The sequence below is a fragment of the Paenibacillus sp. J22R56 genome, from assembly GCF_056269375.1.
Genome location: NZ_JBWDNV010000008.1, coordinates 1 through 15,069, shown reverse-complemented (window position 1 = coordinate 15,069; position 15,069 = coordinate 1). Strand labels below are relative to the sequence as shown.

At 47.1% G+C, this 15,069-nt stretch carries 13 protein-coding genes; 8 read left to right on the top strand and 5 right to left on the bottom strand.

The features are described 5' to 3' along the window. The first annotated feature begins 126 nt into the window (after positions 1-126). The gene (locus tag AC0YNT_RS19175; RefSeq protein ID WP_475806077.1) at positions 127-966 is read left to right on the top strand and encodes an SPL family radical SAM protein; all 840 of its coding nucleotides are present in this window, start codon (positions 127-129) and stop codon (positions 964-966) included. A gap of 45 nt (positions 967-1,011) precedes the next feature. Here the strand turns inward: AC0YNT_RS19175 and AC0YNT_RS19170 are convergent, their stop codons facing one another. The 3 genes from AC0YNT_RS19170 to AC0YNT_RS19160 form a co-directional block, all read right to left on the bottom strand. Further along, on the bottom strand, positions 1,012-3,366 hold the full coding sequence (locus tag AC0YNT_RS19170) for an MMPL family transporter (RefSeq protein ID WP_475806076.1): 2,355 nt from the start codon (positions 3,364-3,366) through the stop codon (positions 1,012-1,014). A gap of 51 nt (positions 3,367-3,417) precedes the next feature. Next, positions 3,418-4,032 carry a TetR/AcrR family transcriptional regulator gene (locus tag AC0YNT_RS19165; RefSeq protein ID WP_475806075.1) on the bottom strand — a complete coding sequence of 205 codons (615 nt, stop codon included), beginning with the start codon at positions 4,030-4,032 and terminating at the stop codon, positions 3,418-3,420. A 337-nt stretch (positions 4,033-4,369) separates the two neighbouring features. Further along, positions 4,370-5,173 carry an alpha/beta hydrolase gene (locus AC0YNT_RS19160; RefSeq protein ID WP_475806074.1) on the bottom strand — a complete coding sequence of 268 codons (804 nt, stop codon included), beginning with the start codon at positions 5,171-5,173 and terminating at the stop codon, positions 4,370-4,372. Positions 5,174-5,557: 384 nt separating this feature from the next. Here AC0YNT_RS19160 and AC0YNT_RS19155 point away from each other — a divergent pair, with 384 nt between their 5' ends. Beyond that, positions 5,558-5,956, top strand: a complete 399-nt coding sequence (locus tag AC0YNT_RS19155; RefSeq protein ID WP_475806073.1) for a DUF1259 domain-containing protein — start codon at positions 5,558-5,560, stop codon at positions 5,954-5,956. 171 nt (positions 5,957-6,127) lie between these two features. On the opposite strand, the gene AC0YNT_RS19150 is transcribed toward AC0YNT_RS19155, so the two are convergent. Then, entirely contained in the window at positions 6,128-6,445 is a 318-nt protein-coding gene (locus AC0YNT_RS19150) for a cupin domain-containing protein (RefSeq protein WP_475806072.1), read from the bottom strand. A gap of 204 nt (positions 6,446-6,649) precedes the next feature. On the opposite strand from AC0YNT_RS19150, the gene AC0YNT_RS19145 reads away from it, so the two are divergent. The 5 genes from AC0YNT_RS19145 to AC0YNT_RS19125 all read left to right on the top strand — a co-directional run bounded on the left by AC0YNT_RS19145 (position 6,650) and on the right by AC0YNT_RS19125 (position 12,239). Further along, entirely contained in the window at positions 6,650-7,147 is a 498-nt protein-coding gene (locus AC0YNT_RS19145; protein WP_475806071.1) for a TRAP transporter small permease, read from the top strand. After that, positions 7,147-8,442 (top strand): TRAP transporter large permease, encoded by a 1,296-nt coding sequence (locus AC0YNT_RS19140; RefSeq protein WP_475806070.1) that lies wholly within the window; start codon positions 7,147-7,149, stop codon positions 8,440-8,442. The genes AC0YNT_RS19145 and AC0YNT_RS19140 overlap by 1 nt, the downstream gene beginning before the upstream one ends. A 101-nt stretch (positions 8,443-8,543) precedes the next feature. Beyond that, entirely contained in the window at positions 8,544-9,572 is a 1,029-nt protein-coding gene (locus AC0YNT_RS19135; protein WP_475806069.1) for a TRAP transporter substrate-binding protein, read from the top strand. Positions 9,573-9,703: 131 nt separating this feature from the next. Next, positions 9,704-11,488: a sensor histidine kinase gene (locus tag AC0YNT_RS19130; RefSeq protein ID WP_475806068.1), complete on the top strand. Its 1,785-nt coding sequence runs from the start codon at positions 9,704-9,706 to the stop codon at positions 11,486-11,488. Then, on the top strand, positions 11,469-12,239 hold the full coding sequence (locus AC0YNT_RS19125; protein ID WP_475806067.1) for a response regulator transcription factor: 771 nt from the start codon (positions 11,469-11,471) through the stop codon (positions 12,237-12,239). The genes AC0YNT_RS19130 and AC0YNT_RS19125 overlap by 20 nt, the downstream gene beginning before the upstream one ends. 7 nt (positions 12,240-12,246) lie before the next feature. On the opposite strand, the gene AC0YNT_RS19120 is transcribed toward AC0YNT_RS19125, so the two are convergent. After that, on the bottom strand, positions 12,247-13,083 hold the full coding sequence (locus AC0YNT_RS19120) for a helix-turn-helix transcriptional regulator (protein WP_475806066.1): 837 nt from the start codon (positions 13,081-13,083) through the stop codon (positions 12,247-12,249). Between the two features lie 167 nt (positions 13,084-13,250). Here AC0YNT_RS19120 and AC0YNT_RS19115 point away from each other — a divergent pair, with 167 nt between their 5' ends. Continuing rightward, entirely contained in the window at positions 13,251-14,639 is a 1,389-nt protein-coding gene (locus AC0YNT_RS19115; protein ID WP_475806065.1) for a family 4 glycosyl hydrolase, read from the top strand. Positions 14,640-15,069 lie beyond the last annotated feature (430 nt).

Here is a 15,069-nt window from a genome sequence, read left to right as displayed (position 1 = left end):
TTTTATAATAATCATTTAAGGGAAGCAGCATGTCTGCTTCTCTTTTTTCTTATTTGAATAATTCATTCTCTCTAGGTATAATATAAGAACAAGTGTTCCTTTTTATTGTGAATGGAGGGAATTGAAATGGCTGTTGAAATCAAAGAGATCCTGTCCAAGAGCATCCTTAGTGAAGCTAAGGGTTACTTAGATATTGGCTTTACCCACTCCCTTAATCCTTATAGCGGCTGTGCGTTTGCCTGCAAATATTGCTATGTTAGAGAAATGCCGATTCAGAAGTTCAAGCAGACTCCATGGGGAGAATGGGTGGACATCAAGTCGAATGCGGCGGAGATTTACCGGAATGAAGTGATTAAGCTTCGCCGGAAAAACAAGCCGATTAATATCTTTATGTCTTCGGCGACCGATCCTTATCAGCCTATTGAGCGGGAAGCGGGGATAACCCGTCGGATCTTGCAGGAAATGCTGGAGTCACCACCTGATCTTGTCCAAATTCAGACGCGAAGTCCACTTATTCTGAAGGATTTGGATCTCATTGTGCAGTTGAAGGACAAATGCGAGGTTCTAGTATCGATGACGGTAGAGACGGATCGTGAAGATATGAAGCAGCTGTTTGCTCCCTATGCGCCGGGCATCAAGCTTCGTATGAAGGCATTAAGAGAGGTTCATGCTGCAGGGATTATGACGCAAGCTGCGATTTCACCTGTGCTGCCGTTTACGCCTGATTTTCCGAAGACACTAGAAGGAATAGCCGATCGAATCTGGATCGATACCTTAAACATCGGGGACGGTTCGTTGGGGAAACGATCGAAGCGGCTAGGCATGCCTCAGCTGTTTGATGACCATGATCTGACGGATTGGTATAGAAGCGATATTCACTCCAGGGTAGAGACGTATTTCCGCTCGTTCTTCCCTTCAGAGATGATTCATGTGAGCAAGAGTGAAGCTTTCCCATTGAAGCCATAAAAAAGAAAGGACCACTGTCGTCAGTGGTCCTTTCTTGATTTACAGTTAATGTGCCCGGCTTGGTTTAGCCTTCTTCATCTCTTTATTATCTTTTTGATTCTCCGATTTGTTAAGCTCTGCAATCAGCTTATCGCCTTCCACGTCAAGGTTCGGAAGAATGCGATCAAGCCATTTTGGCATGCTCCACGCTTTGTCACCAAAGACAGCCATAATAGCGGGAACAAGCGCCATACGAACGAAGAAAGCATCAATCAGAATGCCGATGGTGAGGGCAAAACCGATCTGTTTGAGCATAATGTCTTCGGTTAGAATGAATCCGGCGAAGACGGATACCATGATGACAGCCGCTGCGACTACAACACGGCTAGCCTGTTGATAGCCATCAACCACACTTGAGGTTCCTTTGTGACCATGGACATAAGCCTCACGCATGGAGCTGACAAGGAATACTTGATAGTCCATCGCAAGCCCGTAGAGAATACCGGATACCATAATCGGCATAAAGCTGAGAAGCGGGCCGCCGGTATCAAAGCCAAATAGGTTATGCAGCCAGCCCCATTGGAACACAGCGGTTGTAATACCGAAGGTAGCCAGGATACTAAGCAAGAAGCCGATTGTTGCTTTAATCGGAACGATGATGGAACGGAATACGAGCAGCAAAATGATAAGTGACAGGATAAGAATGATACCGATATAGATCGGGAACACCTCAGCCAGCTTCGCGGACATATCAATGTTGATCGCGGTAAAGCCGGTCACGCCAAGTGTCACTTTGTTATTTTGCGAGATACTTGAGTTATGATCACGAAGCTCTTGAACAAGTTTGTTAGTTGATTCGTCTGTTGGACCTGATTTTGGAATGACACTGATAATACCGATGTCACCTGTCTCGTTAATACCCATTGGAGAAACGATTGCGACATCATCATGCTGTTGAATATCCTGAACAAGCTTGCCTAACAACTCAGGAGTGACTTTGTCAGAAGAGCTTGCGGGCTCAGCTACGAGAAGCAACGGAGAGTTGAAACCTTCTCCAAATCCGGCAGAGATAGCATCGTAACTTTGTCTTGCTGCCGTATCAAGGTTTGCTGTATCCCCAGAAGGCATGCCTAATTTCATTTCGGCAGCTGGAATGGCGGCTGCGCCAAGAACAACGATTACACCAAGAATAACGAGCCAGCGGCGTTTTACAACCCCATTCGCCCAGCGGTGTGCTGTGCCTTGACGGGATACTTTCGCTTGTTCCTTGTTCTTCTTCCGTGCTTTCTCGGAGACGATTCGCTCTCCTACAAGACCAAGCAGTGCAGGAAGTAGAGTTAAAGCTACCAGGACATTGATGAATACGCTCGCTGCTGCGACAAGCGCCATTGCAGAAAGGAAATCAATATTCATAACAATCATGCCGCATAACGCGATAATAACGGTTAGTCCTGCGAAGAATACAGCACTGCCGGCAGTACCAACCGCTCTGCTCGCAGCTTCACGTGCACTTAGACCCTGATCCAGGATCATGCGGCGCTGACGGTTCACGATGAATAAGGAATAGTCGATACCAACAGCCAAACCAACCATCATGGCAAGTGCAGGAGTGATATCCGTCATCGGAATAAATTTGGAGAGGGAGTATGCGCCGCCTACACTAATACCTACACCAAGAAGTGCCGTTACAAGCGGAAGGCCGGCTGCAACAACAGAGCCAAGTGTGATGAATAGAACGACAGCTGCAACAACAATCCCGATTCCTTCGGTTGCGCCAATAGCCGGTTTGCCTACAAGCGTGTCGCTTGGCAATGCTTTAATTCCCAAGTTTGCTTGTTCAACAGCTGTAACGTCAGCAACAACGGAGTCGATAACTTCTTGTGGCAGTGACATTTGTTGAACGGTGAATTGGAATTGGAACAAGGCTACATTCCCATCGGAAGAGATCATGACCCCAGGAACAGGATTGCCATCGACCATCAGTGGGCCGTATGGGGCTTGCTGAGCCGCAGCTGTTTGATCTGTTTCTGTACCTTGCGTACTATCGGAAGCAGCAGCATCTGTTGCAGCTGCACCTTGTGCCGCAGCTGCTTCAGCAGGATTAATAACATATTCAATACCATACACATCATTGATCGCTTTCATAACGGCGGTTATACGTTCCGGAGTATCCAGACGTTCGCCTTTAGGAGCGGTGAATACAACGCTTGCTTGACCGCCGGATGCTTCAGGCAGTTCTTTTGCCAGTTGATCGAGTACCTTTTGCGCTTCCGTACCTTTAATCTTCATTTCGGAGCTGGTGTGGATGCCGTTAATGCCAATCAGGGCTCCAACGATGCCAAGAATAGCGACCCAGGCGATAATAAAATGCCAAGGCTTGTTATAAGCGGTTTTGCCTATTTTGTACAGAAAAGTAGACATAACAGTATGTTTCTCCTTTTTATATAGGGAATGATAGTACAGGAAGACAACTTAGAAACCGTTCCTTAAAAACTTGAACATCTCATCCAAATATTGATCTAACAAGATAGACTCTGACGACTCATCCTTCGTTTGACCGGGAAACTGGATGTTGCTGCTTCCATACAGCATAGGTAATGCAGCACCATATACAGCTCCAACTAGCAGTTGGATATAGCCAGTCGCATATTTGTCTTCGAATAAATCAATAAGTAATTCCTGCGCATCACCTTGATGATGATGGAGAGCACTAAGAATATAGGGCTCTAACGTAGGATGCTGCTTGGATAGTTTGACGAGCTCGCGCGTTTTTTTGAACAAGCCGGCGGTAAGCTCCATTCTGACCAGTTGCTCCAATACTTCAAGCGGAGTGGAGTTTTCCGGCAGATTCTCGAGCAACTGCTGAACCTCATCCACATTGTTGAAGGCGGAGGCACCCATCACAATCGCCTCCTCCTTACAGGAGAAATGGTTTGCGAACGTTCTTCTCGAGTATCCTGCGCGTTGCACAACATCCTCAACAACAAAGCCATCCATTCCAAGTTCCATCGCGAGATCAAACGCGGCTTCGGCCAGCGCATTTGCCGTCGCCTCTCTTTTGACATCACGTAAGTTTTGCTTGTTCATGGTTATTCGGCAGTGCGCCTTCACCTCTTTTCGAATAAATATCTCTATATCTTATATTATTGCCCATTGGGCAAAGATGCACAATGGGAAGAGTTTGACGGTTTTGTGGCAATGGGAAAATACTACAAATAAAGAGGGGTTGTCCTCAAAGCCGAGTGGCTTATGGACAACCCCATTCGTATGTTCTAACGAATCGACATATTCTTATTTGCCCTTACATGCCCAGTCTAATAAGTATTTTGCCGAAACAGTGTTACTACGATTCGTTACACTTTGGCGGGCTGATGGGCTGGGGAAGGTTGTTCAGTTGGTCGGTCGACCGGCGCTATACCGTCCCTCACTCCAAACCAAACCCAATCGTGTCCAGCCACTCCACACATAGTTCAAACCAATGAGCTGCATGCGGGTGTGGCGTATGTACTTCCTGATTGCACATGGACAGGCCATGTTGTCCATTATTAAAGATATGGCATTCGAATGATACTTTGGCTTTACGCAAAGCACTGATCATGAGCAGCGCATTCTCGATCGTCACGGCCTGATCATCCTCCGTATGCCAGATGAATGTTGGAGGCGTTTCGCTGTTCACACGTTTCTCAATGGAATAGAAGCCGGATATCTGATCGTCTTCCCATGAGCCGCTCAGGTTGTAGAAGGATTCCCGATGGGCGAATTCGCCTGAGGTAATAACGGGATACCCCAAAATCATAGCATTTGGCTTCAATGCATTTCCTGTGTAACCCAGTCGTTCCATAAGGGCAGGTTCATTCCACATCGTACCGCATGCCGCTGCCAGGTGTCCTCCAGCAGAAAACCCGCAAACCGCGATTTTGTCCGCTGCAATACGCCATTCTTCAGCATTCTCTTTCAGAATCAGGATCGACTCTAAAGCTTCGATCATTGGCTGCATATTTCTGGCATCCTCCTGACAGGAGTAGCGGAGGACAGCTGCATGATAACCCGCCTTATAGAACGCAATCGCAACCGGCTCGGCTTCCCGTTCGGATACGAATCGGTACGCACCTCCGGGAGTGATCAAAATAATAGGGCGTGCTTTTTCCCTCAATTCCACAATGTCGTGCAAATAAAGCGTCAATGTTGCCCCGTTACTGTGCTCAAGTTTAATCGTATCTAGCTTCATCGATTATCATATCCCCCTGTACTTGTCGTTCAATAATTGCCGCAATCTCTCCCAAGCTTAGCGCATTTTCCGTCGAGATTCTCGCTCTATTTTGTGCTGTTTTAATAGAAGAGGGTGCCGCTAGGAGAGGAAACCTCTTCTATATAATGCCTTAGAGAATCCACGCGTACCGGTGTGAATACATTCAGCACTCCGCGGCAGCGGGGGTTCTTTGCCTAGAAACAGTGTGCCATCAATTAGATAATAACCAAAGATGGTGATTCTGCCCAAGGGCAGATGCACAGTCCATCGGCTTAAGTTTAACGTAATCCTATATAGAAATATCTTGATAGGTATTTCCCAACCGCAGTCTAACGGAGGATAAAAACATGGAGGGGAAGACGGATGCCCAATAATGGTACACGTTGCGAGAAGTTTTCAAGGATTATCGGAGGGCTGCCTGGCTTTGCTGGCGGAAAATGCGTTTCCACGATAAATCGAAATAAAATACGTGCAACAATCTTGGGAAAAAAATTTAGAGTTACGACTTCTTTTTCATATGAATCCTTAAGCGAAAAAACGGGCAGAGCGCTTTGTTTAGGGAGAGCCGCATTACTAGAGAAAGAAGTCAATCCTTTCATTACGGCTATTCGCAAACAAGGGATAAAAGTGACATCTATTCGCAATGAATGGCTTTTCGAGCATCCCCGCTTGATTTATATTAATATTGAAACGGTTGCTAGACCATTAGATTTCGCCAGAAAAGTTAGACGAGCGTTGAGCTCTGTCCGGTCATCAGGCTAAAGAACAACAAGAACGTTAACAATTAAGAAGTCGCATAACTGCTGGCAAGAGTACGTTAGATTTCTGTAAGAGACTAGCTCTTCAAGTATTCCTCAATTAAACGCAGTGAGTACGAAAAAGGATAGGGGAATAGGGTGTCCCAGACAGGGGGCACCCTATTCTTCTGCCTAATTAGCGCTTCAGCAAATCCTCACGCACCGGCGTGAACACATCCAGCAGGATGGATGCTTCAAGGGCTGTTACACCATGCTTAGCTCCACTTGGGATGCAGATCGTATCGCCCTCTGCGAGTACAGTTTCCACGTCATTAATCCGGAACGCTATCTTTCCTTTCATACAGTAGCTCATCTGCTCATGCGGATGACTATGCTCATAACCTTCAGCTCCTGGTTCAAAATGTACCTCCATCATCATCAGGCTGTCGCCAGCCTGCTTGATACAGCGGGTAACACCGGGCTCCGCCTTTTCCCACATTCCTATGTTGCTCATCGCAAATCACTCTCCTTAGCCAAAAATTTTCACTAGTGCTTATACGTGCAGTGTAGCGCAGTTTGCCCTGTTCGGGCAGTGCCAATGGGAAGAAACTAAAAAAACTACAAAAAATTATAAGATTACTCAAATACGGCTTTAGGGACCTCGCCGCTACAATAAACATGCAGGCCATGTGCCTTACAAATTGTAGGAGGAGGATAAATGAAAACGCTTAAAAAAATTGCGCTGGCTATAGACACTGTGCTGGAATCCATTACGCTTATTGGTCTTCTAACGATGATTATCATCGTTACCGTGCAAGTGTTTACCCGCAAAGTATTTAACTTTGTGTTTCACAGCTCGGAAGAAATTACGATGCTGCTTATGGTCTGGTTTTCTTTCCTCGGCATCGCTTTTGGCTTTCGAGAGTATTTGCATATGGGGATTGATTCTTTTACAGCAAAGCTGCCAAAGGTCGTTAATCTGGTACTTGATAAAATCATCGGTATCACCATCTTTGCCTTTGGCGTGTATCTCATTTATTACGGCTGGGACTTTACGAAGCTAATGAGTGAATCTGAACTCCCGGCAACCGGCTGGCCTAACAGCCTGCTGTACCTCGTTATGCCGATTACGGGCGTGTTAGTCTGCATCTACGCATTTCTGCAATTAATCGGGATCGATACGAGAAGGCATCGGCAATTAGGAGGGCATGAATAATGGACAGCACGGCAATTGCCACATGTATACTTGCGGTGAGTTTTATCCTGTTCGTCCTGCTTCGGTTCCCGATTGCGCTTGGGCTGGCGGGTTCTTCAATCCTAACCCTGCTGTATCTGAAGGTACCGCTCGCAACAATCGGCCAGACTATGATTCAAGGCATGAATTCGTATTCGCTGCTTACGATTCCATTCTTTATATTGGCGGGGCAGATCATGAGTGAGGGGAAAATGGCTCTGCGCCTCATCAATCTGGCTCAGCTTATAGTAGGCGGCATTCGCGGCGGGCTTGCTATGGTGAACTGCGTGGCTTGTATGTTTTTCGGCAATATATCCGGTTCGGCCATCGCGGACGTGTCCTCCATTGGTTCGGTTATGATTCCGTCCATGAAGAAGAAGGGTTACGATACGGATTATTCAGTTGGTGTGACGGTATCGTCGGCCATTCAGGGTGTCGTTGTACCTCCGAGCCATAACCTGGTGTTGTATTCACTGGCAGCAGGAGGAGGTATCTCGATTACAAGCTTATTCCTTGCAGGCATTGTTCCAGGCATTATGATGTGTGCCGCGCTTATGGCCACCAGCTACGTTTTTGCTGTGAAGCGTGGGTATGAGAAAGGCGATCCCGTCGCTCGCAAAGATGTTCCGCGTATCCTGTTTGACGGCTTCATGTCCCTGTTGACGGCGGTCATTATTTTGGGCGGTATATTTACCGGCTGGTTTACCGCAACGGAAAGCGGTGCGATTGCCTGCCTGTATGCTTTTATCCTTACCTTCTTTATTTACCGGGATATTCCGCTGAAGCGTATGACCGTTATATTGAAGAGAACTTTCCGAACGGTATCTATGGTGCTGTTCCTGATCGCTGCCTCTGCTGCCTTCAGCTGGGTTCTTGCCTATTTACAGGTGCCGGGCATGATTACGGATTGGATGCTGAACATCTCAGACAATCCGATTATTATTCTGCTTATCATCAATATCGTCCTGCTGCTGCTCGGGGCGCCGATGGATATGGCACCACTGATCCTGATTATGACGCCGATCCTGCTTCCGGTTGTTACATCGATTGGGATGGACCCTGTTCATTTTGGCATCATCCTTATGTTGAACCTTGGCATTGGGCTGCTGACCCCTCCGGTTGGAACCGTTCTGTTTGTGGGTGCGGCCATCGGCAACATCTCCATATCACAAGCAACCAAAGCGATGATGCCTTTCTTCTACGTATTATGTATCGTCCTGCTTATCCTGACCTATATACCGGGAATTGTGATGTGGCTGCCCAATATGGTCCAATAGCTATATGTAATTGGAACTATTTATATGATTCTAACAATGTATGCGCTTTCCTAAGAGGAAGGCCGTATCGTATAATTCAAAAATAGAGGAGCGAACCTGTTATGAACAAAGGAAAATGGGGATCTATTCTAGCCGTTTCTATGTTTGCTATCATGCTTGCTAGCTGCAGTTCTAATACGAAAGAAACGATCGATAGCACGAATTCGGGAGGCAGCGCCGCCGAAGGGCCTAAGTATACGTTCCGTTTGGCAGATACACATCCGGAGGGTTATCCGACAGTAGTAGGCGACCGGAAGTTTGCCGAGCTGGTGAATGAAAAGTCTGGAGGCCGAATCAAAGTTGAAGTATTCCCTTCGTCTCAGCTGGGTGAAGAGAAAGCGGTTATTGAGCAGGTTCAGCTTGGTGCGATTGAGCTTACACGTGTCAGCACAGGTGCGCTTGGCGGGTTTAACAAGGAATACGAAGTATTCAGTTTGCCATATATCTTCAATAGTGATGAGCATTTGTGGAAGTTTCTTGAGAGTGACAAAGGCAAAGAGCTGCTAGGCAGCCTGGAGTCTTCCCGCATGAAGGGTCTTGCGTATTACAGCTCTGGAGCTCGTAATTTCTACTCGACGAAGCCTCTTACCAGTATTGATGATATGAAGGGTCTTAAGGTGCGAGTCATTCAGAATAAAGTGAACATCGATCTGATGGAAGCACTTGGAGCCAATGCAACACCAATGGCTTATGGTGAGGTGTTTGGCGCTTTGCAGACGGGTGTCATCGATGCTGCAGAAAACAATTACCCAAGCTATGATACGTCCAACCACTATCAGCAGGCCAAAAACTTGATTCTGGATGAGCATCAGCGTGTACCGGAAGTGCTGCTTGTCAGCAAGATTACTTGGGATAAACTTTCCGATGCGGATAAAAAGATTATGAGCGAAGCCGCGCAGGAGTCAGTAGCGACACAACGCGCGGAGTGGGATCGATTCGAAAAGCAGTCGGAAGAGAAAATTAAGGCAGCTGGTGTCACTATTACCGAGATAACTGATTTTGCACCTTGGCAAGAAGCGGTGAAGCCGGTCATTGAGAAGTACCGTGCCGATTATAGCGATATTCTGGACGCGATCGAGAAAGCCGAGTAAATAAGGAAGAGAGGCTGACTCCCGGTTTCCTTCTGATAGGTTGGATTTGGCGACGCGTCAATTCAGGGGGACCGGGTATGCGCCTGTAACAAGCTTACCGATTAGGGCAGACACTGCATAAACTGCTGTTTTTGAAAGACCGGCCGCTTGCGGTCAAGCTGCTTGTATTCTTGGCCTTGCTTGTTGTTGTGCCTTTGACGGTTGTGGGGCTGATCTCTTATAGCAACTCCTCTGCGGGTCTAAAGGATGCTGCCAGCCGCAGCAGCTGGCAAATTATTGAGCAGGTGAAATCGCATATTGAATATTACATCCGTGATTTCGAGATTGATTCCATTAAGCTGCTCAATCAGCCTGAGATGAAGATGATGCTTTTGGCAGACAGCACGGATAAGCTTCAAACCTTTCGTCCGTCCATTATGCAGCATTTCAAGGATATTGCTTATTCGCGCCCGGATATTTCCCGAATTACATTGCTGATAGAGAATAGAGCAGTCTTTGATACCGGGAACGATATGGATATGCAGCTTGCTGCCAAGCTGGGGCAGGAGCCTTGGTATGATACCGTTCCGATGAATGGTGATATTAAGCTGATCAGTCGTCTGTCCAGCCGAGGTGATAGTGCTGCAGAGCCGGTTATTTCGATCGTAAAGCGCATTATTGATTCAAGGACGCTGGAGCCGGTCGGCATGTTAATTATGGATATCAACTTCAAACGGATTCAGGAAATCGCCTATAACGTCACCGTTGGCCGTTCGGGCTATATGGCAATTGTAGACGAGAACGGGAAGTACATTTATCACCCGGATCCGTCCATGATTGGCAGTAAGGCAGATTTTCGTTACGCGGATTGGATGCTGCAGCAGGATGATGGTTATTTCCAAAGCGGGAAAGGGCCGTTTTATACATTTAACCGCTCCTCCTATTTGAATTGGCATCTTGTAACGGTTATGCCTAATGAGGAGCTTAATCGGGGCGTCGCTTATATTGGGCGTACAATTTTGCTTACTGTACTGATTACTTTGGTTATGGCTTATTTGCTGGCAGCTGCCTTTGCTGCAAGTATCGTTGCTCCGATCCGTAAGCTGCAGTTTTTCATGAAGCGCGTGAAGGATGGTAATTTCGCGGAGCGGGCAAAGGTCGAGTCAAAGGACGAGATTGGTATTCTAACCAATGACTTTAACCAGATGGTCGAGAAGGTGGAACAGCTGATGAAGGAGATCTACACCTCCGAGCTGCGGGAAGCAGATCTGTCGCTTAGGCAAAAGGAAATGGAGCTGAAGGTGCTCCAATCGCAGGTGAATCCCCATTTTCTATACAATGCGCTGGAAACGGTGCGTGGGATGGCGCTTGAACAAGGGATAACGGATATTTCCAAGCTTGTGACCTCGCTTGCGAAGATGCTCCGCTACAACTTGAGTCATGCCTCTCCAATTGTGACCCTTCGTGAAGAGCTGGCCATTTGCTGCATGTATCTGGATATTCAGAAGTTCCGTTTCGAGGAAAAACTGCACTACTGCATTAATGTTCCTGATGAGGCACTTGAACAATACATTCCCAAGTTCTCGCTGCAGCCGCTTGTTGAGAATTGTGTCATTCATGGCACGGAAACGGGCACTTCCAGAGTGATGATTACGATATCCGCTGTCTTGAACGGTTCTGATTATAAGGTTACGGTGGCTGATACGGGATCAGGTATAAAGCCTGATCACTTAAAGCTTATCGAGCGGGACTTAGGGGAGAAGGAGCTGTCGACCGACGGGGCACATATCGGCATTATTAACGTCCACCGCCGCATGATGCATTTATTTGGGGAACGGTACGGATTACGCCTTGCAAGCCAAGCGGGGACAGGGACTACCGTTACGATCACTTTGCCGCTGAAGGAGGCATGTAGCCATGACGCAATCTCCGTATAAAGTATTGGTGGTCGAGGATGAACGTTGGGTAAGAGTTGTCTTGCGGGAGGTGCTCCGCGAGACAGAGCTGCCCTTTCAAATTGTACAGGAATGTACCAATGGCCTGGAGGCTCTCGACTGGCTGCAGGGACATACGGTCGATATGGTACTGGCTGATGTTAAGATGCCTGTTATGGATGGCGTCTCCTTTATCGAACGGCTTGCCGATTTAAAGAATAGACCTCCTGTTGTTTTCATAAGCGGTTATGATGATTTTCATGCCGCACGTAAGGCGCTTCGCTGCGGAGTGATCGATTATTTGATGAAGCCGGTCGAGGTTGAAGAGATGGCGAAGACGCTTGGCAAATGGATGGAGGAGCAGGAACGGAAGCAGGAGACTTTACAGGGAACAAGCGCCGTAAGCATGGAAGAAGGCCAAAGCGAAATTATGGAGCGGGTACTTCAGCTGATTCATGAGCGTCCTGGACATGTCAGCCTGGCTGAACTTGCAAGTCAAGTTCATATGAATGCCAGTTATTTAAGCCAATATTTTAAGCAGCATACCGGACGGAACTTTACCGATTACGTTGCCGGCCTTCGGATGGAAGAGGCGAAGATGCTTGTCGCCCGCACCTCGCTCCGTATTTCGGAAATTGCGGAGAGGCTAGGGTACAGTGACATTGCTTATTTCAGCAGCACCTTCAAAAGAACAACCGGAAAAAGCCCGCTTGATTTCCGCAAGCAGGAGCTATTGCAGCGGAGCATCTTATGAGTTCAGCTCAATCGAACTTGGACGGCGGCACGTTATAGTATTTTTTGAAAGCTTTTGAGAACGTGAATGGATCAGGATAACCAAGAAAGCCTGCGATTTGCTGGACGGTGTATTTCTTTTGGTAGAGATAATCGCGGGCTTGGTTCATCTTGATCTGATAGATATATTGCCCCGGCGTGATGCCGAGGGCTTTTTTGAAATACGAGATAAAATATTTCTCCGAGATCCCTGCAAGTGCAGCAAGCTCACTCATCTTGATTGATTTATTCAAATGGTCATAGATGTATTGGAAGATGGGCTGCAGAACATCGAGAGATCCTTCAGACTTCCTCAGCTTTCTCCCGTTCAGGAAAGAGCCGGTATATTGGCCATGCCCGTGGAGTTCAATGATTTTGGCAATTACGGCTAATAGGCTGGCCTTCAGATATAAGCGGTTCCCCGAGTGCTGCTTCTCCATTTGAGCAAATGATTTGTTGAACAGATTTGCTTCCTCGGATATGAGTCCGTAAGGAATAATTCCAGACAACGGATAGTCATTTAAGATCCGCTGCTGCGCGCCAATGCCATAATCGAAATGAACATAGACCAGATGGCATCCCTTTTCGGAGGAGGCTATATATGGGATATGGGGGTAAAAGAAGATGACATCTCCCTGTCTCGCCGTATGTTCAATCCCTGCGATCTGAATCTTGGCCGTGCCGGATTGAATAAACCAAATATCATAATCGGTATGTGCCTTATGCTCGATCCAATCCCCGCTATGCTCTTCCCCTCGGCATGATTTCATGCGCAGCGTAATAAATTCAGACAGCTCGTTAAATAGCTCCATATCTATGTCCGGCATGTCATTGAACCTCCACTATCAGACATCATTTGTTTTCGTTCATTATATCAACGGGTTTGAAGCCCATCAATCTTCTTACTATTTGACATGTTTGTGGAACTATCACATATTCTGCTTTTTATAGGCTTCTCTATAATGAGGGTATATCCGAAATAGGAGGGCTTAATGTGAGCGATTCGAAAGTGTTGCAGCCAAAAGTAGTAGTTATCGGAGCAGGCAGTTTGTTTTTCGGCCGTCAGTCGATTTGGCAGATGGTTCATTCCCCTTATTTGAACAACGGGACTTTAACTCTAGTGGATACAAACGAAGAAAAGCTGGCTAAATTGGTCAAACTCGCCGAAATGGTAGCGCGTGAGAATCAGGTGCCTCTGAAGATAGAAGGGTCAACGAATCGAAGAGATGTGCTGAAGGGGGCGGACTTTGTTGTTCTCAGCTTTGCGGAAGATACAGTGAAGTATCGCGGCATCGATTGTGAGATTTCCTTGAAATACAGCATTCGCATGTGCTCAGGTGATACGATTGGTCCTGGCGGGATTTTCCGAGCAATGAGAGAATTACCGGTTATTATGGAATGTGCAAAAGATATCGAAGAGCTATGTCCGGATGCCTGGGTGATCAATTATATTAATCCTTCTACTGTTCATGGGATGGCTCTGAGTCGTTATGCGCCAAACCTGAAGACGTTTGCGCTTTGCGACAGCCATCATATGCCTCATAAAAAAGCCTACTACGCGGTTCGAGCGGGCATTATTCAAGACCCAAGTGAGTTTACAGAGGAGATCGACCGTAAATTCGACTTCCGTATAGCCGGGGTTAATCATTTCACTTGGCTGCTGAAGGCGGAATATGACGGGAAGGACTTCATGCCCACGATCGCCGCTTCGCTTAAGAAATCAGCAGGAACGGAAAACAATGGCGGAGATACAGGTGCCAAGGCGCTTCATAACGATGCCATTAGCTACGAGCTTTATGATATTTTTGGCATTATTCCGACCTGTACAGCGCACACCAAAGAATACGTCAGATACTGGCAGGGGCTTGGCGTGACGAAGGATGCGATTCCGCCATTATCGATCTGGGAGACAGAGGATCGCTACAAGCGTCATGAGGAAATGTGGCAGCAGGTCGATGACTTTATTTCCGGGAAGCTCCCTATTAACAGCTATATGGGAAGCTTTGGTCCCGATCATGCGACGGATATTATTGAGAATATGGTGGGGAACCTGGGCAAAAGATTCTTCATAAATACACTCAACAGCGGCGCTGTAACGAACATGAACGATGATTCGTTCCTGGAGCTGTTAAGCGAGGTCAGCATGGACGGCATCAAGCCGCTTCATGTGGGAGAAATGCCGCGTGGTATTCGAGGCATGCAGGAGCTTGTACTCGACACGCATGAACTGACAGCTGAGGCGGTTGTGGAACGGAGCTTCATCAAGCTGCGCAGGGCGATGATGACCGACCCGCTTGTGAATTCCATCCATGATGCAGATATGATTATTAAGGAGCTGCTAGAGCAGGAACAAGAGAGGATCCCAAAAGACTGGTATGAATAATAGATAAGCCCGGACTTCCTGATGGAAAGCCGGGCTCTTTCATTCGGAAATCAAATAACCCGGCAAAAAAAAGTCTATTGTGTCTTCGTTAAGACACGGCGTATAGTCCAGTTAGAATGGATTGAACAGGACATCTAGGGAAGGGACGAATTCACGGTATGAGCATGAAAGAAATTCACGCAAGAGGGCTTGAAATTGATCCTCGCACACGGACCTATTTGGAGCCAACATGACTAATTTGGAGCACCGGCTGTGGAGAAACTTCTGAGGTTATCAATCCGCTCAGCAGCATGATTTCTCGCTCGTACACTGGATACCACGGCTCGACCCCTTAAATCCGGAGTATCTCCGACCAAATAACGAATTTACGTAGCCATGCTCATTATTTCAGCAATTTACATGGCTCTATAGAACATACTTCGATCCTCCA

What these genes read in the sequence shown, in the direction of transcription:
- AC0YNT_RS19175 (WP_475806077.1), top strand. Translation starts at nt 127, where the DNA reads ATGGCTGTTGAAATCAAAGAGATCCTGTCCAAGAGCATCCTTAGTGAA.
- AC0YNT_RS19170 (WP_475806076.1), bottom strand. Translation starts at nt 3,366, where the DNA reads ATGTCTACTTTTCTGTACAAAATAGGCAAAACCGCTTATAACAAGCCT.
- AC0YNT_RS19165 (WP_475806075.1), bottom strand. Translation starts at nt 4,032, where the DNA reads ATGAACAAGCAAAACTTACGTGATGTCAAAAGAGAGGCGACGGCAAAT.
- AC0YNT_RS19160 (WP_475806074.1), bottom strand. Translation starts at nt 5,173, where the DNA reads ATGAAGCTAGATACGATTAAACTTGAGCACAGTAACGGGGCAACATTG.
- AC0YNT_RS19155 (WP_475806073.1), top strand. Translation starts at nt 5,558, where the DNA reads ATGCCCAATAATGGTACACGTTGCGAGAAGTTTTCAAGGATTATCGGA.
- AC0YNT_RS19150 (WP_475806072.1), bottom strand. Translation starts at nt 6,445, where the DNA reads ATGAGCAACATAGGAATGTGGGAAAAGGCGGAGCCCGGTGTTACCCGC.
- AC0YNT_RS19145 (WP_475806071.1), top strand. Translation starts at nt 6,650, where the DNA reads ATGAAAACGCTTAAAAAAATTGCGCTGGCTATAGACACTGTGCTGGAA.
- AC0YNT_RS19140 (WP_475806070.1), top strand. Translation starts at nt 7,147, where the DNA reads ATGGACAGCACGGCAATTGCCACATGTATACTTGCGGTGAGTTTTATC.
- AC0YNT_RS19135 (WP_475806069.1), top strand. Translation starts at nt 8,544, where the DNA reads ATGAACAAAGGAAAATGGGGATCTATTCTAGCCGTTTCTATGTTTGCT.
- AC0YNT_RS19125 (WP_475806067.1), top strand. Translation starts at nt 11,469, where the DNA reads ATGACGCAATCTCCGTATAAAGTATTGGTGGTCGAGGATGAACGTTGG.
- AC0YNT_RS19120 (WP_475806066.1), bottom strand. Translation starts at nt 13,083, where the DNA reads ATGCCGGACATAGATATGGAGCTATTTAACGAGCTGTCTGAATTTATT.